This is a genomic window from Streptomyces sp. NPDC038135 (assembly GCF_055601245.1).
Genome location: NZ_JBVJXS010000002.1, coordinates 866,258 through 888,119 on the forward strand (window position 1 = coordinate 866,258; position 21,862 = coordinate 888,119).

Consider the following 21,862-nt stretch of genomic DNA (forward strand, 5'->3'; position numbering starts at 1 on the left):
CCCGTCCGCTTCCGGCTACCGCTTCGCCTCTGGCTCCGGGCGTCCGCCTCCGGCTCCGCCTCGTGGTCTGTCTCCGGATCCGCCTGCGGGTCCGTCTCCGATGCTGCCTACCGGTCCGTCTTCGGCTCCGCCTCCTGGTCCGTCTCCGGTCCCGGCCGTCCGGGTCCGCCCCCTGGTCCGGCTCAGGATCCGGCCGTCCGTCCGCTTCCGGCTCGGCTTCCTGGCCCGCCTACCGGTCCGCTTCCGGCTCCGGCCGTCCGCCTCCGGGTCCGCCTCCTGGTCCGGCTCCGACCCGGCCGCCCGTCCGCCTGCGGCTCCGCTTCCTGGTCCGCCTACCGGTCCGTCTCCGGCGCCGCCTCCTGGTCCGTCTCCGGATCCGCCTTCCGGTCCGCTTCCGGCTCCGCCTCCTCCGGCAGTTCGGCGGCCAGCGCGGCGGCGGCCCGGACCAGCGGCAGGGACAGCAGCGCGCCCACCCCCTCGCCGACCTTCACGCCCTGGTCCAGCAGCGGCTCGAGCGCCATCCGGTCCAGCGCCTTGGCCTGCCCCGGCTCCCCGCTGTCGTGTCCGGCCAGCCACCAGTCCGGCGCCCGGAACGCGACCCGCTGGGCGACCAGCGCGCACGCGGCGGCCACCACGCCGTCCAGGATCACCGGCAGCTTGCGCACGGCGCACTGCAGCAGGAACCCGGTCATCGCGGCCAGGTCGGCGCCGCCGACGGCGGCGAGGAGCTGCAACTGGTCCCCGAGCACCGGCCGCGCCCGCCGCAGCGCGTCCCGGATCGCCGCGCACTTGCGCATCCACGCCAGGTCGTCGATCGGCTGCCCGCCCCGTCCGGTCACCACGGAGGCGTCGGTCCCGCACAGCGCCGCGACCAGCACCGCGGCGGCCGTGGTCCCGCCCACGCTGACATCGCCGAGCACCACCAGGTCCGTCCCCGAGTCGGCCTCCTCGTCGGCGACCGCGACACCGGCCCGGAACGCCGCCTCGGCCTCGTCCGCGGTGAGCGCGTCCTCGATGTCGATACGGCCGCTGCCGCGCCGCACCCGGTGCCGCACGACGTCCTCCGGGAAGGCCTCCGGCGGGCAGTCCAGCGCCATGTCCACCACCCGCACCGGGACCTCCAGGCGGCGCGCGAGCACCGCCACCGGGCTGCCGCCCTCGAGCACCGCCCGCACCAGCCGCTCGGCGCCGCCCGCCGGCCGTGCGGAGACGCCGAGTTCGGCGACGCCGTGGTCACCGGCGAAGAGCACCACGCGCGGCCGTTCGACCGGCCGTACCGGCACGGCGCCCTGCGCGGCGGCCAGCCACTCGCCCAGCTCGTCCAGCCGTCCGAGCGACCCGGGCGGCACGATCTGGCGCTCGCGCCGGGCCTCGGCGTCACGGCGAACGCCCCCGTCCGGGCGCTCGATCAGATCGGAGAAGTCGTCCAGTTCAAGGCTGCTCATTCGCCGAACAGTACCGGCAGCGGACGAACGCTCCGGCGTCACATCGCCACCACGCGGTGACGACGTCGTTGCACCAGGCACCGGTATCCCATACGTTCCGGTTTGCCGCGGAATGTCGCCCTGGGAGCCGTCCATGCAGCCCTCGCTCGCCCCCACACAGGTCACCGAGCCCTACGACCCCTTCCTCGAGCCGCGTCGCGAGGACTGCCCCTGGTGCGGTTCCCGGGGGCTGCGGACCCGGATGCGCGCCCCCGACCCGCTGCGGCACCGGCCGGGCAGCCACGCCCTCGACGAGTGCGGGGACTGCGCCCACGTCTTCCAGAACCCCCGGCTGACGGCCGAGGGCTTCGCCTTCTACCACCGGGACTCCTACGAGAGACAGCTCGAGGAGTTCGCCGAGCGCCTGCGCTCCGCCCGCACGGTCCGCCGCCGCCACCGCGCCGCCGCCCACGCCCTGTCGGCGTTGCCCGACCCGGAGAGCTGGCTGGACGTGGGCACGGGGCACGCCCACTTCCCCGAGGCGGCGAAGGAGTTCTTCCCCTACACCAGCTTCGACGGCCTGGACCCGACGGCCCGCGTCGAACAGGCCCTGCTGGACGGCCGCGTCGAGGAGGCCCACCGCGGCTACCTGAGCACGCCCGGCACGGCCGCCCGGCTGCGCGCCCGCTACGACGTGGTCAGCATGTTCCACCACCTGCAGCACGCCCCGGAGCCGCGCGCCGAACTCCGCGCCGCCCTCGCCGTCCTGCGTCCCGGCGGCCACCTCGTCGTCGAAGTCCCCGACCCGCGCTGCGCGTTCGCCGCACTCCTCGGCAGGTGGTGGTGGTCCTACGGCCAGCCACGCCACCTGCACCTGCTGCCCCTGGCCAACCTCCGCGCGGAGCTGGAACGGCAGGGCTGCACGGTCCTCGTCACCGACCGCAGCGCCCCCCACGCCCCCTACGACCTGTCAGCGGCCCTCACCCTGGCCCTGTCCCATGCCCACCCCCTGCTGCGAGCAGCCGCGGCCCCGCTGACCGACCTCGCCTGGGCCCTGGACCACGCCCTCGCCCCGCTGACCCGCCACACCCCCTTCTCCAACGCCTACCGCCTCGTGGCCCGCAAGAACACGGACGTCGCCACCCGGCCGCTGCCCTGAAGCGGGGTGCGCCGGCAGCCGGGCCGAAGAGGCCCGGGGAACGGCGCGACCGGCCGGCCGCGGCCCGCACCCGGGAACGGCCGTGCCCGCGGCGGGTGCCCGAAGCCCGGCGCCGGCGCACCGGCGCCTCAGCCGCGGAGCACCACCGCCTGCCCCGCCACGACCAGCAGCACCTGCTCGCACTCGCTCGCGAACGCCGCGTTCAGCCGCCCCAGTTCGTCCCGGTACCGCCGCCCGGAGGCCGTCGCCGGCACGATCCCCGACCCCACCTCGTTGGACACCGCGACCAGGGTCCGCCGAGTGCCCCGCACCGCCGCCGTCAGCTCCCGCACCCGCTCGCGCAGCGCCTTCTCGCCGCCGCCCGCCCACTCCGCGTCGTCCCACGCCCCGACGGAGTCCATGACGTCCGTCAGCCACAGCGACAGACAGTCGACCAGCACCGGCGGCCCGTCCTCGGCCAGCAGCGGCAGCAGGTCCGTCGTCTCCGTCGTACGCCACGACCCCGGCCGCCGCTCCCGGTGCGCGGCCACCCGCGCCGCCCATTCGGAGTCCCCGCCGCGCGTCCCGCCCGTGGCCACGTACAGCACGTCGGGGAAGGCCTCCAGACGGCGTTCGGCCTCCACCGACTTGCCCGAGCGGGCCCCGCCGAGCACCAGCGTCCGGCGCGGCACGTCCGGCACCTCCTCGTACGCCCCCACCATCAGCGTCGTGCCGTCCGGGACCGCCCGCGCCCCGGCCGCCGCGAGCCGCCGCCGCAGCTCCGCGCCCTGCGGCACGTCGTGGTCCAGGTGCACGGCGACGACGTCGGTCGTCGGGTCCACGGAACCCACCGCCCGCAGCCGGGCCAGCGCGTCCGGGCGCCCCACCACGTCGGCGAGGACCATCTGGTACGACTCCGCCGTCGCCTCCTCGAGACCCGCCGGCGCCCCGCCCGGCGGCAGGTACAGCAGCCGCTGCCCGTCGGGACCGGTCACCGCGTACCCGGTGCCGCCCGCGTCCATGGCAACCGCCCGCACCCGATGCCCCGTCAGCAGCGCCAACTCCCGCCCGTCCGGCACCCGGCCGGGCTGCGGCACCCCGGCCGGCACCTCCACCGCCGGCCCGTCGTGCGGGTGCGACAGCAGCACCTGCCGCACCCCGCCCAGCGAATGCCCGGACCGCGCGGCCGCGAACGCCGCGCCCGGCGTCAGGTCGAGCAGCAGGGCCCCGTCCACGAGCAGCGCGGTGGCCGCCCGCGCGTCGGGGCCCAGCGCGGTCGCGCAGACGGCGCAGGGACAGTCGGGGCGGGGCAGTCCCGCGGGGGCACCGGTGCCGAGCAGAGTGACTTCCACGGACCGATTTTCACCCGTCCCAGCAGGTCTTGCGCTTCCGGCTAGTCTTCCGGGGCAGAGTTGGATCAGAGGAGGCCCATATGACGGCATGGACGTGGCGGTTCGAGAAGGCCGACGGGACGGAGGTCCAGCCCGCGGTGCAGCCGGAGGAGTTCACCACCCAGGGGGACGCCGAGTCCTGGATCGGTGAGCACTGGAAGGCGCTGGAGGAGGGCGGCGCGGACCAGGTGCGCCTGTTCGAGGAGACCAGCGAGATCTACGGCCCGATGAGCCTGCACGCCGAGGCGTCGTAATCCGGCCGGGGAGTGAGGAGGGTCCTGCCGACACCCTCCTCACTGCTCTCCCAGCGTCACCTCCACGGTCTTCGCCGCGCCGTCGCGCTCGAAGGTCACCGGGATCCGCTGCCCCGGCCGCCGGGTCGCCAGGGCCTCGGCGAGCGCGGTGGCGGAGGTGACCGGGGTCCGGTCCACCTTGGTGATCACGTCACCGGGCCGCAGCCCCGCCCGCTCGGCCGCGCCGCCGCCGACGACGGTCACCACCGCGACCCCGGCGGGCCGGTAGCCGTCGTCCACGACGCCCCGCACGGTGACGCCGAGCGCGGCCCGCCCCGAGTCGACGACCTTGCCGTTCCTGACGATCTGGTCGGCGACCGTCCGCACCATCGAGGCCGGGATGGCGAAACCGATGCCGGGCGCCGCGCCGCCCAGGCCGGGATCGGAGGCGGCGAGCGTCGGGATGCCGATGACCTGCCCGTCCAGGTTCACCAGCGCCCCGCCGCTGTTGCCCGGGTTGATGGCGGCCGACGTCTGCACCATGTTGGCGATGGTGGCGCCGGGGCCGCCGTCCGAGCCGCCCTCGCTGACGGTCCGCCCGGTCGCCGAGACGATGCCCTCGGTCACGCTGGACGACAGCCCGAGCGGCGAGCCCATGGCCAGCACCATGTGGCCGACCTGGACCGTCTCCGAGTTCCCGAACACCGCCGCCCGCAGCCCGGCCGGCACCCGGTCCAGCTTGATCACCGCGAGGTCCTGCTCGGGGTAGGAGTACACCAGGCTCGCGGTGAGCGGCTCCTCGCTGCTGGCCGTGGTCACCCGGAAGGTCTTCTCGGACCCGACCACGTGCGCGTTGGTGACGATGTGCCCCTGGGCGTCGTACACCACCCCGGAGCCCAGGTCCCGGCTGGCCTGGATCTGCACGACCGACGGCAGGACCTCCCGGATCACCTTCAGGTACCGGCCCTGCACGTCGTCCAGCGCCAGCGGGAGCGCCGCCCGCTCGGACGCGCCGGGCCGCTCCACCGGCTTCGCCGACGCCGTGCAGCCCGCCGCGAGCAGCGCGGCACACAGCGCCACGAGGGCACGTACGCCCCCGCGACGGGCACGGCCAAGGAATCCGTCCATGTACCGAGTGTTTCCACGGGGGACCCTGGGGGCCCGCCGAATACACCCGAACGGGCCTGGACGCCGTGAGTGACCGCCGCCGGGCCGCCGCTAGGCCGTGTCCGCGAAGTCGCGTCTGCGTCGCGACGCCCGGCACGCACTCTCGCCGCACCGGCCGAAAGCCCGAGTACACCCAGTACGTGGGCATCCGGCCGGCACTCCCCCAGCCTTCGGCCGGGGGGACCCCCAGAGCACGCACCGGACGCCGCGACGCCCGCCCTGCGGGCGAACGACGCGACTTTGCGGACACGACCTAGCCGCGCACCCCGCACAGGTGCAGCAGCGCCGCGACCGAGCGGTAGGGGTCCGTGCGGCCGGCCCGTTCCTCGGCCGCCAGCAGGGCCTCCAGGTCGTCCGGGATCTCCGCGTCGTCCGCCGCCGTGTCGGTGAAGACCCGCACGCCGTACCAGGCGTGCAGCGGGGCGGCGATGCCGGCGAGGGTGGCGGTGAGAGCCGAGAGCCGGTCCGCCCGCACGTCGAGGCCCAGCCGGTTGCGGTAGGCCGTGGTGCCGAAGGCGGCCACCGCGCCCGCCCAGTCGCCGGACAGACCCGGCCGCATGGCGAGCGCGTCGCCGTTGCGCACCAGGAGGGACAGCAGCCCGCCGGGCGCGAGCATCCGGGCCAGGCCCGCCACCAGCGGGTCGGGCTCCTCCACGTACATCAGTACGCCGTGGCACAGCACCACGTCGAAGCTGCCGGGCAGGAAGTGCACCCCGGTGTCCTGGCCGTCGCCCTGCACCAGACGGACCCGCTCGCGGATGCCCTCGGGCTCGCCCGCCAGGGTCCGGCGCGCGGCCGCGATCATCGTCGCGTCCCGCTCGACACCGGTCACCTGGTGGCCGAGCCGGGCCAGCCGCAGCGCCTGTGTGCCCTGGCCCATCCCCACGTCGAGCACCCGCAGCCGCTGCCCGACCGGGAACCGCCCGGCTATCTGCTCGTCGAGCTGCCGGGCGACCAGCTCCTGTCGTACGACATCACGCAGCCCGCCCAGCCTGTTCAGCCAGGCATCGGCCGCACCCCCGGTGAATGCCTCTGCGCTCAGGGCCGCTCTCCGCGCTTGACCTGCGGCTTCGGCAGCCGGAGCCGGCGCATCTGCAGCGAGCGCATCAGACCGTAGGCGACCGCGCCCCGGCGGTTCTGCTCGGGGAAGCGCTCGGCCAGCCGCTTCTTCAGCCGGAAGCCGCTGATCACCGCGTCCACCACGATCAGCACGATCACCACGGCCCACAGCCACAGCGCCAGCGCCTGGATCGACGGCACCCGCACCACGCTCAGCACCAGGATCACCACGGCGAAGGGCAGGAAGAACTCCGCCATGTTGAACCGCGAGTCCACCCAGTCGCGCGCGAACCTGCGGACCGGGCCCTTGTCGCGGGCCGGCAGGTAGCGCTCGTCGCCGCCGGCCAGGGCCTGACGCTGCCGGTCCAGCGCCTGACGGCGCTCCTCGCGCTGACGCTTGGCGGCGTCCTTGCGGGTCGTCGGCGTGTTGGCGACGCTGCGGCGCTGGGACTGGGCCTCACTGCGCTTGGGAGTGGGCCTGCCCTTGGGGGCCTGCGGGTCACGGGGCTGCTTGGAGAAGTTCACGGCCGACTTGTCGGCGGACGCCTTCTCTTCCTTGGCACGGCTACGGAACACAAAACCCAAGGGTACGGGCTGCACCGGCATGGACCCCAGCCCGGCCGGGAACGATCCGGCAACACCGGACGTCTGTAGGGGGACAGAGGGGACGTCGCGGACGCTTCACCTGGAGGTCACCGGAGGGGCCCCGAGCGGTCCACCCCGGGGATCACCTACTCCTCACGCCGGAGCGGTGGGGTCCGCAGTCGTCCTTGGGGATGAGCGCATCGGTCCCCGAACAGTGCGGTAATGGAGTCAGGGCCCGTACTGTGGGTTCTGTCGCTGGATCGGTGAGCTGGAGTCCGTCAGAAGGGGGCGCGCGAAGCCCATGAGCGGTGTCATGAAGCGTATGGGGATGATCTTCCGCGCGAAGGCGAACAAGGCCCTTGACCGGGCCGAGGACCCGCGCGAGACCCTCGATTACTCGTACCAGAAGCAGCTCGAGCTGCTGCAGAAGGTGCGCCGCGGGGTCGCCGACGTGGCGACCTCCCGCAAGCGCCTGGAGCTCCAGCTCAACCAGCTTCAGCAGCAGTCCGGCAAGCTCGAGGAGCAGGGCCGCAAGGCGCTCGCGCTGGGCCGTGAGGACCTGGCCCGCGAGGCGCTGTCCCGCCGCGCCGCCCTCCAGCAGCAGGTCACCGACCTCGAGACGCAGCACTCCACCCTCCAGGGCGAGGAGGAGAAGCTCACCCTCGCGGCCCAGCGGCTGCAGGCCAAGGTGGACGCCTTCCGTACGAAGAAGGAGACCATCAAGGCCACCTACACCGCCGCCCAGGCCCAGACCCGCATCGGGGAGGCCTTCTCCGGCATCTCCGAGGAGATGGGCGACGTCGGCCTCGCCATCCAGCGCGCCGAGGACAAGACCGCCCAGCTCCAGGCCCGGGCCGGCGCCATCGACGAACTGCTCGCCTCGGGCGCCCTCGACGACCCCTCCGGCATGGCCAAGGACGACATCCAGGCCGAGCTGGACCGGCTCTCCGGTGGTACGGATGTAGAGCTGGAACTGCAGCGCATGAAGGCCGAGCTGGCCGGCGGCTCCCCGCAGCAGGCCATCGAGGGCGGCACCGGCCAGGCGCAGTCCCAGCAGCAGCCGCAGGACACCCCGCGCTTCGACAAGCAGTAGTACGGCGCCGGGACCCCGAGCCGAGGAGGCCGACGTGATCGTACGGATCATGGGGGAGGGGCAGGTGAAGCTGGACGACGCCCACTTCACCGAGCTGAACAAGCTGGACGACGAACTGCTCGCGGAGATGGAGGGCGGCGACGAGGCGGGCTTCCGTCGCACGCTCGCCACCCTGCTGGACGCCGTCCGCCGCCTCGGCACCCCACTCCCGGACGACGCCCTGGAACCCTCGGACCTGATCCTCCCGTCCCCGGAGGCGACGCTGGAGGAGGTCCGGGAGCTGCTCGGCGACGACGGCCTCATCCCGGGCTGAGCGCGGACCCGGGCCGGCCCCGGCAGGAAACGCGGGGCTCCGGGGCCGGGCGCGGACCCGTACTGTTCAGCGGGTGAGCACTCTCGAACGCGCCCGGTGCAGCCTCAAGGCCCACCCCATGGCGCTGGACGCGGCCATCGCGGCGGGCGTGCTGGCGTGCATGGTCGCCGGCTCCTTCGCGGTGCCGCGCGGGGCGAACGGCGTCACCTGGGGCGTGCGCGTCCCCGACCCGCTCGCCCTGGTCCTGATGACCGTCGCGGCCGCCGCGCTGGTGCTGCGCCGCCGCTTCCCCAAGAGCGTCCTCGCCGTCACCGGCACCGCCTCCCTGATCGAGTCCCTCACCGGCGACCCGCGCGCCCCGGTCGCGATGGCCGCCGTGGTCGCCCTCTACACCGTCGCCGCGACCACCGACCGCACCACCACCTGGCGCGTCGGCCTGCTCACCATGACCGTGCTGACCGCCGCCGCGATGCTCGCCGGCCCCCTGCCCTGGTACGCCCAGGAGAACCTGGGCCTGCTCGCCTGGACCGGCATCGGCGCCACCGCCGGGGACGCGGTCCGCAGCCGCCGCGCCGTCGTGCAGGCCATCCGGGAGCGCGCCGAACGCGCCGAGCGGACCCGCGAGGAGGAGGCCCGCCGCCGGGTCGCCGAGGAGCGGCTGCGCATCGCCCGCGATCTGCACGACGTCGTCGCCCACCACATCGCGCTGGTCAACGTGCAGGCCGGAGTCGCCGCGCACGTCATGGACCGGCGGCCCGACCAGGCCAAGGAAGCCCTCGCCCACGTCCGCGAGGCCAGCCGCAGCGCGCTCGACGAACTGCGCGCCACCGTCGGCCTGCTGCGCCAGTCCGGCGACCCCGAGGCGCCCACCGAGCCCGCTCCCGGTCTCAGCCGCCTCGACGAACTCGCCGGCACCTTCCGCAGCGCCGGACTCCCGGTCGAGGTGGCCCGCACCGACCACGGCACCGAACTCCCGGCCGCCGTGGACCTGGCCGCCTACCGGTGCATCCAGGAGGCCCTGACCAACGTCCGCAAGCACGGGGGCGCCGAGGTCAGGGCCGAGGTCAGCGTCGTACGCGTCGGCGGCAACATCGAGGTCACCGTGGTCGACGACGGAGCGGGCGCGGACGGTGAACCCGGGGACGGTGGCGGGCACGGGCTGCTCGGCATGCGGGAGCGGGTCACCGCCGTCGGCGGCACCCTGACCACCGGGCCCCGCTACGGCGGCGGCTTCCGGGTCCATGCGATCCTGCCGGTCACGACCCGTACGACGGCTCCGGGGGAGACCGCATGACGATCCGTGTCCTGCTCGCCGACGACCAGGCGCTGCTGCGCAGCGCGTTCCGCGTGCTGGTCGACTCCGAGCCCGACATGGAGGTGGTGGGCGAGGCCTCCGACGGCGCCGAGGCGGTCCGGCTGGCCAAGGAGCGGGCCGCCGACGTCGTCCTGATGGACATCCGCATGCCCGGCACCGACGGCCTCGCCGCCACCCGCCTGATCAGCGCCGATCCCGCGCTCGCCCAGGTCCGCGTGGTCATACTGACCACCTTCGAGGTCGACGACTACGTGGTGCGGTCGCTGCGCGCCGGCGCCTCCGGCTTCCTCGGCAAGGGCAGCGAACCCGACGAGCTGCTGAACGCCATCCGCATCGCCGCCGGCGGCGAGGCGCTGCTGTCCCCGGCCGCAACGAAGGGCCTCATCGCCCGCTTCCTCGCCCAGGGTGACGACGACGGCCGCGACCCGGCCCGCTCCGAGCGGCTCGGCGCGCTCACCGGCCGGGAGCGCGAGGTCCTGGTGCAGGTCGCCGGCGGCCACTCCAACGACGAGATCGCCGAACGGCTCGAGGTCAGCCCGCTGACCGTGAAGACGCACGTCAACCGGGCCATGGCCAAGCTGGGCGCGCGGGACCGGGCGCAGCTCGTCGTCATCGCCTACGAGTCGGGCCTGGTACGTCCGAGGATGGACTGATCTCCACCCGCGTGTACTGCGCGCGGAGTAGGCCTCGAATAAGGAAATGGACCTGGGGGTTACGGAACCGGCGTCCGGCATGGCCCAAGGTGGTGGGGTGGACGCCCGTCCGCGTCCCGCAGCAGCTTCTGCCGCTCACAGAAGAGAGACCCCTGACCCATGTCCTGGCTGTCGAGATTCAGCCTCGCGCAACGGGCCCTGATCGGCCTGATGTCGCTCATCGCGCTCGTCTTCGGGCTGATCGCGATACCCCAGATCAAGCAGCAACTGCTGCCCACCATCGAACTGCCCATGGTGTCGGTCATCGCGCCGTACCAGGGCGCCTCGCCCGACGTCGTCGAGAAGCAGGTCGTCGAGCCCATCGAGAACAACCTCCAGGGCGTCGACGGTGTCACCGGAGTCACCTCCACCGCGAGCGAGGGCAACGCCGTGATCATGGCGTCCTTCGACTACGGCAACGACACCAAGCGACTCGTCTCCGACGTCCAGCAGGCCGTCAACCGGGCCCGCAACCAGCTCCCGGACGACGTGGACCCGCAGGTCGTCTCCGGCTCCACGGACGACATGCCGACCGTGGTCCTCGCCGTCACCTCGGACAAGGACCAGCAGGCCCTCGCCGACCAGCTCGACACCACCGTCGTGCCGGCCCTGAAGGACATCGACGGCGTCGGCCGCGTCCAGGTCACCGGCGCGCGGGACCTGCAGGTCGCCGTCACCCCGAACGACGCGAAGCTGGCGAAGGCGGGGCTCACCTCCGCCGCCCTCGGCCAGGCCCTGCAGGCGGGCGGCGCGACCGTGCCGGCCGGCTCCTTCGACGAGGACGGCGCCAACCGCACCGTCCAGGTCGGCGGCGGCTTCACCTCGCTGAAGCAGATCCAGGACCTCAGGGTGGGCGGCGAGGGCGTGGACGAGCCCGTGCGCCTCGGTGACGTGGCCACCGTGAAGGAGCGGCCGGCCCCGGCGGACTCCATCACCCGCACCGACGGCCGGCCCAGCCTCGCCGTCAACGTCACCATGGACCACGACGGCAGCGCGGTCTCCATCTCCGACGCCGTCCAGGACAAGCTGCCCGGCCTGCGGGCGGACCTCGGCTCCGGCGCGAAGCTCACGGTCGTCAGCGACCAGGGCCCGGCCGTGTCCAAGTCCATCAAGGGCCTGACGACCGAGGGCGCGCTGGGTCTGCTCTTCGCGGTCCTGATCATCCTGGTGTTCCTGGCCTCGATCCGCTCGACGCTGGTCACCGCGGTGTCCATCCCGCTGTCGGTGGTCCTCGCGCTCATCGTGCTGTGGACCCGCGGCCTGTCGCTGAACATGCTCACGCTCGGCGCGCTGACCATCGCCATCGGCCGGGTCGTCGACGACTCGATCGTGGTCCTGGAGAACATCAAGCGGCACCTCGGCTACGGCGAGGAGCGCCGGGAGGCCATTCTCGCCGCGGTGCGCGAGGTGGCCGGCGCGGTCACCTCCTCCACCCTCACCACGGTCGCCGTGTTCCTGCCCATCGGTCTGGTCGGCGGCATGGTGGGCGCCCTGTTCGGCTCGTTCAGCATCACCGTGACGGCGGCCCTGCTCGCCTCCCTGCTGGTGTCGCTGACGGTCGTGCCGGTCCTGTCGTACTGGTTCCTGCGCGCGCCCAAGGGCACCCCCGAGGACGCCGACGAGGCGCGCCGGCTGGCCGAGGAGAAGGAGGCGAAGAGCCGCCTCCAGCGCGTCTACGTCCCCGTCCTGCGCTTCGCCACCCGCCGCCGGCTCACCAGCGTGCTGATCGCGGTGGCCGTCCTGGCCGTCACCTTCGGCATGTCCGGACTGCTGAAGACGAACTTCTTCGACCAGGGCGACCAGGAGGTCCTCACGGTCAAGGAGAAGCTGAAGCCCGGCACCAGCCTCGCGGCCACGGACGCCCAGGCGAAGAGGGTGGAGAAGCTGCTCGCCTCCACCGACGGCGTCAAGGACTACCAGGTCACCGTCGGCTCCTCCGGCTTCATGGCGGCCTTCGGCGGCGGCACCGACACCAACCAGGCGTCGTACCAGGTCATGCTGAAGGACTCGGCGTCCTACGAGGACGTGCAGAAGCATCTCGAGGACGGCCTGAAGAAGCTCGACGGCATCGGCACGACCACGGTCTCCGCCGGTGACGGCTTCGGCAGCCAGGACCTCAGCGTCGTGGTGAAGGCCTCCGACGCCGGTGCGCTGCGGGAGGCCGCCGAGCGGGTCCGCTCCACCGTGGCCGGCCTGGACGACGTCACCGACGTCACCAGCGACCTGGCCCAGAGCGTGCCGCGGATCTCGGTCAAGGCCAACTCCAAGGCCGCGGCCGCCGGGTTCGACGACCAGAAGCTGGGCGCGGCGGTCGCCCAGGCGGTGCGCGGCACGACGGCCGCGAAGGCGGTCCTCGACGACACCGAGCGCGACGTCGTCGTGAGGTCGGCCAAGCCCGCCACCACCCTCGCCCAGCTCAAGGCGCTGCGCCTCGGGCCGGTGAAGCTCGGCGACATCGCCACCGTCAAGGTGGTGGACGGCCCCGTGTCCATGACGCGGATCGACGGCCGGCGCGCCGCGACCGTCACGGCCCGGCCGACCGGCGACAACACCGGCGCGGTCAGCAGCCAGCTCCAGTCGCGGATCAAGGACCTGAAGCTCCCGGCGGGCGCGCGGGCCGAGATCGGCGGTGTCTCCTCCGACCAGGACGACGCGTTCAAGAACCTGGGTCTGGCCATGCTGGCGGCGATCGCGATCGTCTTCATGCTGCTGGTGGCGACGTTCCGCTCGCTGGTCCAGCCGCTGATCCTGCTGGTGTCCGTGCCGTTCGCGGCCACGGGCGCGATCGGCCTGCTGGTCGTCACGGGCACCCCGATGGGCGTGCCGGCCATGATCGGCATGCTGATGCTGATCGGCATCGTGGTGACCAACGCGATCGTGCTGATCGACCTGATCAACCAGTACCGCGGTCAGGGCCACGGCGTCGTCGAGGCCGTGATCGAGGGTGGCCGGCACCGGCTGCGCCCGATCCTCATGACGGCGCTGGCGACCATCTTCGCCCTGCTCCCGATGGCCCTCGGGGTCACCGGCGAGGGCGGCTTCATCGCCCAGCCGCTGGCGGTGGTCGTCATCGGCGGCCTGATCAGCTCGACCCTGCTGACCCTTCTGCTGGTCCCGACGCTCTACGCGATGCTCGAACTCCGCAAGGAGCGGCGCGCGCTGAAGAAGGCGGCCAAGCGGGAGCCCGAGCCCGAGGCGCTGGAGACCGCGGGCGTCTGAGCGAAACGGCGGGGCCCGGTCCACGGCTTGCGTGGACCGGGCCCTGCCGTACGCCGGGGAACCGTTACGGCAGCGCCAGCATCCGCTCCAGGGCGAGCTTGGCGAACGCCTCCGTCTCCTTGTCGACCTCGATCCGGTTGACCAGGTTGCCCTCGGCCAGCGATTCCAGCGCCCAGACCAGGTGGGGCAGGTCGATGCGGTTCATGGTCGAGCAGAAGCAGACCGTCTTGTCGAGGAAGACGATCTCCTTGCCCTCGGGCGCGAAACGGTTCGCCAGCCGGCGGACCAGGTTCAGCTCCGTGCCGATGGCCCACTTGGAACCGGCCGGCGCGGCCTCCAGGGCCTTGATGATGTACTCGGTCGAGCCCACGTAGTCGGCGGCGGCCACGACCTCGTGCCGGCACTCGGGGTGGACCAGGACGTTCACACCGGGGATGCGCTCCCGGACGTCGTTCACCGAGTCCAGGCTGAAGCGGCCGTGCACCGAGCAGTGACCGCGCCAGAGGATCATCTTCGCGGCGCGCAGCTCCTCGGCGGTGAGCCCCCCGTTGGGCTTGTGCGGGTTGTAGACCACGCAGTCGTCCAGCGACATGCCCATGTCCCGCACCGCGGTGTTGCGGCCCAGGTGCTGGTCGGGCAGGAAGAGGACCTTCTCGCCCTGCTCGAAGGCCCAGTCCAGGGCCCGCTTCGCGTTGGACGAGGTGCAGATGGTCCCGCCGTGCCGGCCGGTGAACGCCTTGATGTCCGCCGAGGAGTTCATGTACGAAACCGGCACCACCTGACCGGCGACGCCCGCCTCGGTCAGCACGTCCCAGCACTCGGCGACCTGCTCGGCGGTGGCCATGTCGGCCATGGAGCAGCCGGCCGCGAGGTCGGGCAGGACGACCTTCTGGTCCTCGGACGTCAGGATGTCCGCCGACTCGGCCATGAAGTGCACACCGCAGAAGACGATGTACTCGGCCTCCGGGCGCGCGGCCGCGTCCCGGGCCAGCTTGAAGGAGTCACCCGTGACGTCGGCGAACTGGATGACCTCGTCGCGCTGGTAGTGGTGGCCGAGCACGAAGACCTTGTCGCCGAGCTTCTCCTTGGCCGCGCGGGCGCGCGTCACCAGGTCCGGGTCGGACGGCGAGGGCAGGTCGCCGGGGCACTCGACGCCCCGCTCGCTCTTCGGGTCGGCCTCGCGGCCGAGCAGCAGCAGGGCGAGCGGAGACGGCTGTACGTCGAGCTCCGGGGTCTGGGCGGTGGTCACGACACGCACCCTTTCTACTTTTCGTCTAACTGACGCTATCTATCATAGCCGCTTCACGTCACTTTGACGATGCCCATTGTGTCCATGTGACGTGAATCCCGCCCCGGTCGCCCAACGGGCCGCTGTGCGTGTCCACGCGCGTGTGCGAGCATGAAGAGAGAACGAACAGCGCGACCACGCGAATGCCCGGCCCGGAATGAATCCGCGGAAACGCCGGTTGCACTCGTCGGCAAGCAGTCTCCGTACAACCCGGGAGAGATGTAGATGTCCGTATCGGACGAGACCACCACCGTCACCGACGGCATCATCCTGACCGACGCCGCCGCGTCCAAGGTCAAGGCCCTGCTCGACCAGGAAGGCCGCGACGACCTGGCCCTGCGTGTCGCCGTCCAGCCCGGCGGCTGCTCCGGCCTGCGCTACCAGCTCTTCTTCGACGAGCGCTCGCTCGACGGCGACGTGGTGAAGGACTTCGGCGGCGTGAAGGTCGTCACCGACCGCATGAGCGCTCCGTACCTCGGCGGCGCCACCGTCGACTTCGTGGACACGATCGAGAAGCAGGGCTTCACGATCGACAACCCGAACGCGACGGGCTCCTGCGCCTGCGGCGACTCCTTCAGCTGAACCGGCCACGCCCTGACGGACGAAGCGGCGGCCCCCTTTCCGGGGGGCCGCCGCTTCGTGCGTGGCCGTGGCGCGTTCGTGCGTGGCCGTGGCGCGCGGGCGTCTACCGGGCGCCGGTCCCCGGCCCCGGTGCCGCCCGCTTCACCTCGGGGAGCCGCCGGCCGTCGCTGCCGACCACCGCGCGGCCGTCGAGCGGCGCGTCGAGCCGTACGGTCTTCGCGTACAGCTTGCCCATGGCGACGCACATCTCGCCGGGCCGCGACCTCTCCGTCACCGTCACCGTCACCCGGCCCGCGCTCTCCTTCGCCGCCGCCCGGTACTGCGAGCACACCCCGCCCGTGAAACTCACGCTCAGCTCACGGCCGTCGGCGCGGTAGCCGTCCGGCCGCACGCTCCGGGTCCGCGCGCCGGGCTCGGCGGTGGCCGGCCCGCCCGGTGAGGTCAGCGCGTCGGGGTCGACGGCCGGGGCCTGCTCCAGCAGGTACTCCGGGTCCACGGCCGGGTACGCCACCGTGAAGTCGCCGCCGCCCGACGAGCCCCGCACCTCGAACAGCCACGCCGGCACCAGCACCTGACGGCCGCCGGACGAGCGGGCGGCCAGCCCGAACACCGCCTTCTCCACCTTCGCCGCTTCGGCCGCCTTCGGCGCCGTCGTCGCCGCGCCGCACGGCTGCTCGTCGCGGTCCTTCAGCGGCATCGGGCTGGCGCAGCCGCCGATGCCCATCCGGTGGGTGCTCCTCGGCCCCTTGTTCATCAGCTCCAGCGTCCGGGCCGCACCGAGCACCGGGTACGTGTCGCCCCTGACCGGCGCCGCGAGCTGCCCGTGGCCGCCCGCGAGCTCGCCGTTCGCGTCCACGACGAGGCCGGTCGTCAGGCCGTAGGTGGGCAGACCGCCCACCACCGGGTCGGCGTCGACCACCCGCTGGGCGCCCATGACCTGGCTCGCGTCGGTTTTCGCGCCGCCCTGGCCGAGCGCCTTCAGCACCGGTGCGGCCGCCTTCTCGGCGGCGGCCGCGCTCACCGGGTGCGCGGCCGGAGCGGCCGGGTCGGGTGCGCAGACGGCCGCCTTCCGGCAGTCGTCGGTGCCCGGCGCGTACCGGCTGAAGGTCCAGTCGCCCGGCGCGTCCCGGTTCACCCGCAGCACCGGCCCGGACCCGTCCTTCCCGCCGACCCGCCAGCCGCGCCCCTCGGCCACCGGCGCCCCGTCCACGCCGAGCGCCTCGGCCAGCCGTGCCACCCGCTCCCTGCCCACCTCGCCGCCGGGCAGGTACACCGGCGCCGAGCCGGGGCCGGCCGGCAGCTCGCCCACCGCCACGTAGGTCGCGCCGTACGGGTCGGGCTCCCCGGGCGCGATGCCCTCCGTGCCGCCCCGCGTCCATCCGTCCAGGCGGAGCGGCGAGGGGGTCGCGCCCCCGCCGGACGCGCCGGCGTCCGCACGGTAGCCGGAACCGCCGCCGGCGGCGGCGAGGTACGCGCCCCCGCCGCCCACCAGCAGAACGGCCGCGGCGACCGAGACGATCACCACACGCGAACGGCTCCGCCGGGCCCACTCGCCGCCGTCCCCGTCGGCCGTCGTGCCGAGGTCGCGGGCGTCACCGCCGTCCTTCGCACGGACCGCACCGGCGTCCGCGCCGGCCGCGGTGCCGAGGTCGCGGGCGTCACCGCCGTCCTTCGCGCGGACCGCGCCGGCCGCCGGACCGGGGTCGGGGGAGTCCCCGCCGTTCTCCGCGCGGGCCGTACCGGGCTCCCCGTCGGCCGCCGTGCGGGCCGCCCCGTCGCCCGGCGCGCCGGTGCCGGCCGTCCCGCCGCCGGAGGCCTCCGGCTCGGTGGAGTCCCTGGAGTCCTCGGGGTTCTCGGGTCGCTCGGTGTTCACCGCATCGCTCCTCGCTGGCTCGTGTCCCGCGTCCCCGGCAGGGGGAACGCCGATGGGACGCGCCAGGGGAGCGCACGGTTCCCGCCCGCGCGCCCCGGCTCAGTCGCCGTAGTCCGACATCGCGTCCAGCAGCCGCGCGGAGCGCGCCGGCACCGTCACCCCGTGGATCAGCGACGGCGGCACCGGACGCGAGCCGGCGTGCCGCGGCGGCGCCCAGTGCGGCACCATCCGGGCGCAGTCCCCGCGCAGCGAGGCGAGGTCGCCCTCGAGATCGGCCGGGGCGGACGTGTGGACCTTCGGGTTCGTCATGGCGGCACCGTATGTACGAGGGAGCGACGAAGAAAGACCTACTATCAGGTAGTTTTGCCTGCTTCAGTGTCCCGCGCCAACCGGGTAGCGTGAACTGTCAAACTGTCTCCCACAGGAGAGTCCACGCCGTGCGCATCGCAGTCACCGGCTCCATCGCCACCGACCACCTCATGACCTTCCCCGGCCGTTTCGCCGACCAGTTCGTCGCGGACCAGCTGCACACGGTCTCACTCTCCTTCCTGGTCGACAACCTGGACGTCCGCCGCGGCGGCGTCGGCGCCAACATCGCCTTCGGCATGGGCCAGCTCGGCACCAAGCCGATCCTCGCCGGCGCCGCCGGCTTCGACTTCGACGAGTACCGCGCCTGGCTCGACCGCCACGGCGTGGACACCGAGTCGGTCCGGATCTCCGAGACCCTGCACACCGCCCGCTTCGTGTGCACCACCGACGCCGACCACAACCAGATCGGCTCCTTCTACACCGGCGCGATGAGCGAGGCCCGCCTCATCGAGCTCAAGACCGTCGCCGACCGCGTCGGCGGCCTCGACCTGGTCCTGATCGGCGCCGACGACCCGGAGGCCATGCTCCGCCACACGGAGGAGTGCCGGTCCCGGAACATCCCCTTCGCCGCCGACTTCTCCCAGCAGATCGCCCGCATGGAGGGCGAGGAGATCCGGATACTGCTGGACGGCGCGACGTACCTGTTCTCCAACGAGTACGAGAAGGGCCTGATCGAGTCCAAGACCGGCTGGTCGGACGCGGAGATCCTGGCCAAGGTCGGCCACCGGGTCACCACCCTCGGCTCGCGCGGCGTCCGCGTGGAGCGCTCCGGCGAGGACCCGATCGAGGTCGGCTGCGCGGAGGAGGAGCGCAAGGCCGACCCCACGGGCGTCGGCGACGCCTTCCGGGCCGGCTTCCTCTCCGGCCTGGCCTGGGGCGTCTCCCTGGAGCGCGCGGCCCAGGTCGGCTGCATGCTCGCGACGCTCGTCATCGAGACGGTCGGCACCCAGGAGTACCAGCTGCGCCGGGCCCACTTCATGGACCGGTTCACCAAGGCCTACGGGCACGACGCGGCCGACGAGGTGCGCGCCCACCTGGGCTGAGCGCCCACCGGCGCGAGGGGGCGGGCCCGGCCCGCCCCCGGTCAGCTCACCCGGCGCACCAGATAGGCCGAGCCGCGCTCCGCGGGCTCCTCGCCCACGTACTCCTGGCCCCGCATCTCGCACCACACCGGGATGTCCAGGCGGGCCGCCTCGTCGTCCGACAGGACCCGGACCGTCCCGCCCACCGGCACGTCCCCGAAGGCCTTCGCCAGCTCGATGACCGGGATCGGGCAGCGCTTGCCGAGGGAGTCGACGAGCAGCTCCCGGACCCCCGCGGCCGACACGGGCGCGGACGCCGGGACTCCCAGCTTCTCCCGCACGCCGGCCACCACCCGGGGCAGCACCTCCAGGAACCGCTCCACGTCGTCCTCCGCCGTCCCCGCCGGCAGCGACACGCGCACGTTCCCCTCGCTCAGCACGCCCATCGCCCTCAGCACATGGCTGGGCGTCAGGGTGCTGCTGGTGCAGGAGGACCCGGACGACACCGAGAAGCCCTCCCGGTCCAACTCGTGCAGCAGGGCCTCTCCGTCGACGTAGAGACAGGAGAAGGTGACGATCCCGGGCAGCCGTCGCTCCGGATCGCCCACCACCTCCACGTCCGGCACCAGCCGCGGCACCCGCGCCCGGATCCGCTCCGTCAGCTCCCGCAGCCGCAGCGCCTCCTGGGCCGCCTCGGCCCGCACCGCCCGCAGGGAGGCGGCGGCCGCCACGATCGCCGGCAGGTTCTCGAACCCGGGCGCCCGCCCCGACTCCCGCTCGTCCAGCGGCCCCCGCGGCGCGAACCGCACCCCCTTGCGCACGGCCAGCACCCCGACGCCCGAGGGGCCGCCCCACTTGTGCGCGCTGCCCGCCAGCAGCGACCAGTCGCCCTCGACCGGCCCCCACGCCAGCGACTGCGCCGCGTCCACCAGCAACGGCACCCCGGCCGCCCGGCACGCCTCGGCCACCTCCGCCACCGGCTGCACGGTGCCGACCTCGTGGTTGGCCGACTGGAGGCAGGCCAGCGCGGTGTCCGGCCGCAGAGCGGCGGCGTAGGCCGACGGGTCCACCGCGCCGGCCCTGTTCACGGCCACCCGGTGGACCGAACCGCCCTCCGCCTCGAACGCGTCAGCCGAATGGAGGACCGAAGAGTGTTCGACGGCTGACACGATCAGGTGGCGTCCCACCCGCCGCCGTCCGGCCAACGCCCCGGCGACACCCGCGTGTACGGCCCACGTCCCGGAGGACCCGAACACCACCTCGTCGGCCCGGCAGCCCACGACCTCGGCCACCGCCTCACGGGCCGCGTCGAGCAGCATCCGCGCCTTGCGCCCCTCCCGGTAGAGCCGGGCCGGATCGGCCCACCCGTCGTCGAGCGAGGCCCACAACGCCTGCCGGGCGACCGGATGGAGAGGAGCGGCGGAGGCCGCGTCGAAGTAAGCCACACGGCAACGGTAGAACGCCGGACCGCGGACAGGGGCGCGGGACCGTGTCCGTCTGCGACTGCGGCGCGGTGCGCGACCAGCCACGACGTACCCGCGCCCGCCTGCCAAACCGCGACAACCCGAGCCAATAGGCGCCCGTTCCCGACCTGAAGGAGTGACCAGCGGCGCGTATGGCACCCTCCCCGCGAACCCTCCAAGAGCGTCGGCTAGGGTTTGGTCCGCATAAACATCCAAACCCCTGCCCGACGCAGGGCGGCGACCGACCAGCGAGAAGGCCGCAGCCGTACAGCGCGGGCGAGACTCTCGGGAAGGCGCTACGTGAGTCCCAACGGCTCCGACCGCTCGCCGCGGCGCCCGATGCGGCGGAAGCTGCTGCAGGCACTGACCGCGGGCCTGGTCCTGGCGACAGCCACCGGTTGCTCGTACAACTGGGAAGACTTCCCCCGCCTTGGTATGCCCACCCCGACCACGGAAGAGGCTCCGCGGATCCTCTCCCTGTGGCAGGGTTCCTGGGCGGCTGCGCTCGCCGTCGGCGTGCTGGTGTGGGGCCTGATCCTGTGGAGCGCCATGTTCCACCGGCGCAGCCGCACCAAGGTCGAGGTACCTCCGCAGACCCGGTACAACATGCCGATCGAGGCCCTCTACACGGTGGTCCCGATCATCATCATCTCGGTGCTGTTCTACTTCACGGCACGGGACGAGACGAAGCTCCTGCACCTCTCCAAGAAGCCCGACGTCACGGTCAACGTGGTCGGCTTCCAGTGGAGCTGGGGCTTCAACTACATCGAGAGCGTTCCCGGCTCGACCGGCAACGCCAAGACCGACCCGAACCTGTCCGCCATTCCGGACCGGTACAAGGACGCCTTCCCGGCCAACGCCGGCGGCGTCTACGACGTCGGTACCCCGGGCACCCGGAACCCGCAGACGGGCAACCCCGGCCCGACCCTCTGGCTCCCCAAGGGGCAGAAGGTTCGCTTCGTCCTGACCTCGCGCGACGTCATCCACTCCTTCTGGGTGGTGCCGTTCCTGATGAAGCAGGACGTCATCCCGGGCCACACCAACGCCTTCGAGGTGACCCCCAACAAGGAGGGCACCTTCCTCGGCAAGTGCGCTGAACTCTGCGGCGTCGACCACTCCCGGATGCTGTTCAACGTGAAGGTCGTCTCCCCCGAGCGCTACCAGCAGCACCTCAAGGACCTCGCCAAGAAGGGGCAGACCGGTTACATTCCCGCCGGCATCGCGCAGACGAGCCACGAGAAGAACCGGGAGACGAACAACCTGTGAGCATCCTCAACGAACCCCAGGGTGCCGCGGCAGCTGAGGACTCGTACGAGAACGAGCTGCCGGTCAGGCGCAAGCAGCCCGGTAACGTCGTGATCAAGTGGCTGACGACCACCGACCACAAGACGATCGGCACGCTCTATCTGGTCACCTCGTTCGCGTTCTTCCTGATCGGCGGCGTGATGGCGCTGCTGATGCGCGCCGAGCTGGCCCGGCCGGGCCTGCAGATCATGTCGAACGAGCAGTTCAACCAGGCGTTCACGATGCATGGCACGATCATGCTGCTGATGTTCGCCACCCCGCTGTTCGCCGGCTTCACGAACTGGATCATGCCGCTGCAGATCGGCGCGCCCGACGTGGCGTTCCCGCGGCT

General features: G+C 73.0%; 20 protein-coding genes. 11 read left to right on the forward strand and 9 right to left on the reverse strand.

Translation table 11 applies throughout. From position 1 onward, the window contains the following. Positions 1-332: 332 nt before the first annotated feature. Positions 333-1,445 (reverse strand): nicotinate-nucleotide--dimethylbenzimidazole phosphoribosyltransferase, encoded by a 1,113-nt coding sequence (gene cobT / locus ACZ7JA_RS08255; protein WP_351670729.1) that lies wholly within the window; start codon positions 1,443-1,445, stop codon positions 333-335. A 133-nt stretch (positions 1,446-1,578) separates the two neighbouring features. Here cobT and ACZ7JA_RS08260 point away from each other — a divergent pair, with 133 nt between their 5' ends. Next, on the forward strand, positions 1,579-2,583 hold the full coding sequence (locus ACZ7JA_RS08260) for a class I SAM-dependent methyltransferase (protein WP_470807700.1): 1,005 nt from the start codon (positions 1,579-1,581) through the stop codon (positions 2,581-2,583). 128 nt (positions 2,584-2,711) lie between these two features. Here the strand turns inward: ACZ7JA_RS08260 and ACZ7JA_RS08265 are convergent, their stop codons facing one another. Next, complete coding sequence (locus ACZ7JA_RS08265) at positions 2,712-3,914, reverse strand: bifunctional adenosylcobinamide kinase/adenosylcobinamide-phosphate guanylyltransferase (RefSeq protein ID WP_389306169.1); 1,203 nt, start codon at positions 3,912-3,914, stop codon at positions 2,712-2,714. A gap of 80 nt (positions 3,915-3,994) precedes the next feature. On the opposite strand from ACZ7JA_RS08265, the gene ACZ7JA_RS08270 reads away from it, so the two are divergent. After that, on the forward strand, positions 3,995-4,207 hold the full coding sequence (locus ACZ7JA_RS08270) for a hypothetical protein (protein ID WP_199210263.1): 213 nt from the start codon (positions 3,995-3,997) through the stop codon (positions 4,205-4,207). A 39-nt stretch (positions 4,208-4,246) separates the two neighbouring features. On the opposite strand, the gene ACZ7JA_RS08275 is transcribed toward ACZ7JA_RS08270, so the two are convergent. From ACZ7JA_RS08275 to ACZ7JA_RS08285, 3 genes are all read right to left on the reverse strand, one after another. Then, on the reverse strand, positions 4,247-5,314 hold the full coding sequence (locus tag ACZ7JA_RS08275) for a S1C family serine protease (protein WP_351670738.1): 1,068 nt from the start codon (positions 5,312-5,314) through the stop codon (positions 4,247-4,249). 292 nt (positions 5,315-5,606) lie between these two features. Further along, a complete protein-coding gene (locus ACZ7JA_RS08280) occupies positions 5,607-6,311 on the reverse strand; it encodes a class I SAM-dependent methyltransferase (RefSeq protein WP_351670788.1) in 705 nt (234 codons plus the stop codon). Between the two features lie 80 nt (positions 6,312-6,391). Continuing rightward, entirely contained in the window at positions 6,392-7,018 is a 627-nt protein-coding gene (locus tag ACZ7JA_RS08285; RefSeq protein ID WP_389306172.1) for a DUF3043 domain-containing protein, read from the reverse strand. A gap of 280 nt (positions 7,019-7,298) precedes the next feature. On the opposite strand from ACZ7JA_RS08285, the gene ACZ7JA_RS08290 reads away from it, so the two are divergent. The 5 genes from ACZ7JA_RS08290 to ACZ7JA_RS08310 all read left to right on the forward strand — a co-directional run bounded on the left by ACZ7JA_RS08290 (position 7,299) and on the right by ACZ7JA_RS08310 (position 13,629). Further along, the gene (locus tag ACZ7JA_RS08290) at positions 7,299-8,090 is read left to right on the forward strand and encodes a PspA/IM30 family protein (RefSeq protein WP_389306174.1); all 792 of its coding nucleotides are present in this window, start codon (positions 7,299-7,301) and stop codon (positions 8,088-8,090) included. Between the two features lie 34 nt (positions 8,091-8,124). Then, positions 8,125-8,403 (forward strand): PspA-associated protein PspAA, encoded by a 279-nt coding sequence (pspAA, locus tag ACZ7JA_RS08295; RefSeq protein WP_351670747.1) that lies wholly within the window; start codon positions 8,125-8,127, stop codon positions 8,401-8,403. 73 nt (positions 8,404-8,476) lie between these two features. Beyond that, the gene (locus tag ACZ7JA_RS08300; RefSeq protein WP_351670750.1) at positions 8,477-9,697 is read left to right on the forward strand and encodes a sensor histidine kinase; all 1,221 of its coding nucleotides are present in this window, start codon (positions 8,477-8,479) and stop codon (positions 9,695-9,697) included. Continuing rightward, a complete protein-coding gene (locus ACZ7JA_RS08305; RefSeq protein ID WP_351670753.1) occupies positions 9,694-10,371 on the forward strand; it encodes a response regulator transcription factor in 678 nt (225 codons plus the stop codon). The genes ACZ7JA_RS08300 and ACZ7JA_RS08305 overlap by 4 nt, the downstream gene beginning before the upstream one ends. Before the next feature lie 159 nt (positions 10,372-10,530). After that, the gene (locus ACZ7JA_RS08310) at positions 10,531-13,629 is read left to right on the forward strand and encodes an efflux RND transporter permease subunit (protein WP_470807701.1); all 3,099 of its coding nucleotides are present in this window, start codon (positions 10,531-10,533) and stop codon (positions 13,627-13,629) included. Positions 13,630-13,693: 64 nt separating this feature from the next. On the opposite strand, the gene nadA is transcribed toward ACZ7JA_RS08310, so the two are convergent. After that, complete coding sequence (gene nadA / locus ACZ7JA_RS08315) at positions 13,694-14,878, reverse strand: quinolinate synthase NadA (RefSeq protein WP_351670758.1); 1,185 nt, start codon at positions 14,876-14,878, stop codon at positions 13,694-13,696. Positions 14,879-15,142: 264 nt separating this feature from the next. Between nadA and ACZ7JA_RS08320 the strand changes: the two genes are divergently transcribed. Further along, positions 15,143-15,499, forward strand: a complete 357-nt coding sequence (locus tag ACZ7JA_RS08320; protein ID WP_061919812.1) for a HesB/IscA family protein — start codon at positions 15,143-15,145, stop codon at positions 15,497-15,499. Positions 15,500-15,602: 103 nt separating this feature from the next. Here ACZ7JA_RS08320 and ACZ7JA_RS08325 read toward each other — a convergent pair whose 3' ends face one another. Further along, entirely contained in the window at positions 15,603-17,372 is a 1,770-nt protein-coding gene (locus tag ACZ7JA_RS08325; RefSeq protein ID WP_470807702.1) for a hypothetical protein, read from the reverse strand. Positions 17,373-17,471: 99 nt separating this feature from the next. Next, positions 17,472-17,681: a hypothetical protein gene (locus tag ACZ7JA_RS08330; RefSeq protein ID WP_351670764.1), complete on the reverse strand. Its 210-nt coding sequence runs from the start codon at positions 17,679-17,681 to the stop codon at positions 17,472-17,474. Between the two features lie 128 nt (positions 17,682-17,809). Here ACZ7JA_RS08330 and ACZ7JA_RS08335 point away from each other — a divergent pair, with 128 nt between their 5' ends. After that, positions 17,810-18,784, forward strand: a complete 975-nt coding sequence (locus tag ACZ7JA_RS08335) for a carbohydrate kinase family protein (RefSeq protein ID WP_470807703.1) — start codon at positions 17,810-17,812, stop codon at positions 18,782-18,784. 41 nt (positions 18,785-18,825) lie between these two features. On the opposite strand, the gene ACZ7JA_RS08340 is transcribed toward ACZ7JA_RS08335, so the two are convergent. Further along, positions 18,826-20,208 carry an aminotransferase class V-fold PLP-dependent enzyme gene (locus tag ACZ7JA_RS08340; RefSeq protein WP_470807704.1) on the reverse strand — a complete coding sequence of 461 codons (1,383 nt, stop codon included), beginning with the start codon at positions 20,206-20,208 and terminating at the stop codon, positions 18,826-18,828. Positions 20,209-20,526: 318 nt separating this feature from the next. Between ACZ7JA_RS08340 and ctaC the strand changes: the two genes are divergently transcribed. Together ctaC and ACZ7JA_RS08350 are read left to right on the forward strand one after the other, a co-directional pair. Next, positions 20,527-21,492, forward strand: a complete 966-nt coding sequence (gene ctaC / locus ACZ7JA_RS08345; protein WP_389447040.1) for an aa3-type cytochrome oxidase subunit II — start codon at positions 20,527-20,529, stop codon at positions 21,490-21,492. Further along, on the forward strand, positions 21,489-21,862 hold a 374-nt coding region (locus ACZ7JA_RS08350), incomplete at its 3' end, for a cbb3-type cytochrome c oxidase subunit I (RefSeq protein WP_450746324.1). The genes ctaC and ACZ7JA_RS08350, both read left to right, overlap by 4 nt.

What these genes read in the sequence shown, in the direction of transcription:
- cobT (WP_351670729.1), bottom strand. Translation starts at nt 1,445, where the DNA reads ATGAGCAGCCTTGAACTGGACGACTTCTCCGATCTGATCGAGCGCCCG.
- ACZ7JA_RS08260 (WP_470807700.1), top strand. Translation starts at nt 1,579, where the DNA reads ATGCAGCCCTCGCTCGCCCCCACACAGGTCACCGAGCCCTACGACCCC.
- ACZ7JA_RS08270 (WP_199210263.1), top strand. Translation starts at nt 3,995, where the DNA reads ATGACGGCATGGACGTGGCGGTTCGAGAAGGCCGACGGGACGGAGGTC.
- ACZ7JA_RS08275 (WP_351670738.1), bottom strand. Translation starts at nt 5,314, where the DNA reads ATGGACGGATTCCTTGGCCGTGCCCGTCGCGGGGGCGTACGTGCCCTC.
- ACZ7JA_RS08285 (WP_389306172.1), bottom strand. Translation starts at nt 7,018, where the DNA reads ATGCCGGTGCAGCCCGTACCCTTGGGTTTTGTGTTCCGTAGCCGTGCC.
- ACZ7JA_RS08290 (WP_389306174.1), top strand. Translation starts at nt 7,299, where the DNA reads ATGAGCGGTGTCATGAAGCGTATGGGGATGATCTTCCGCGCGAAGGCG.
- ACZ7JA_RS08305 (WP_351670753.1), top strand. Translation starts at nt 9,694, where the DNA reads ATGACGATCCGTGTCCTGCTCGCCGACGACCAGGCGCTGCTGCGCAGC.
- ACZ7JA_RS08310 (WP_470807701.1), top strand. Translation starts at nt 10,531, where the DNA reads ATGTCCTGGCTGTCGAGATTCAGCCTCGCGCAACGGGCCCTGATCGGC.
- ACZ7JA_RS08320 (WP_061919812.1), top strand. Translation starts at nt 15,143, where the DNA reads ATGTCCGTATCGGACGAGACCACCACCGTCACCGACGGCATCATCCTG.
- ACZ7JA_RS08330 (WP_351670764.1), bottom strand. Translation starts at nt 17,681, where the DNA reads ATGACGAACCCGAAGGTCCACACGTCCGCCCCGGCCGATCTCGAGGGC.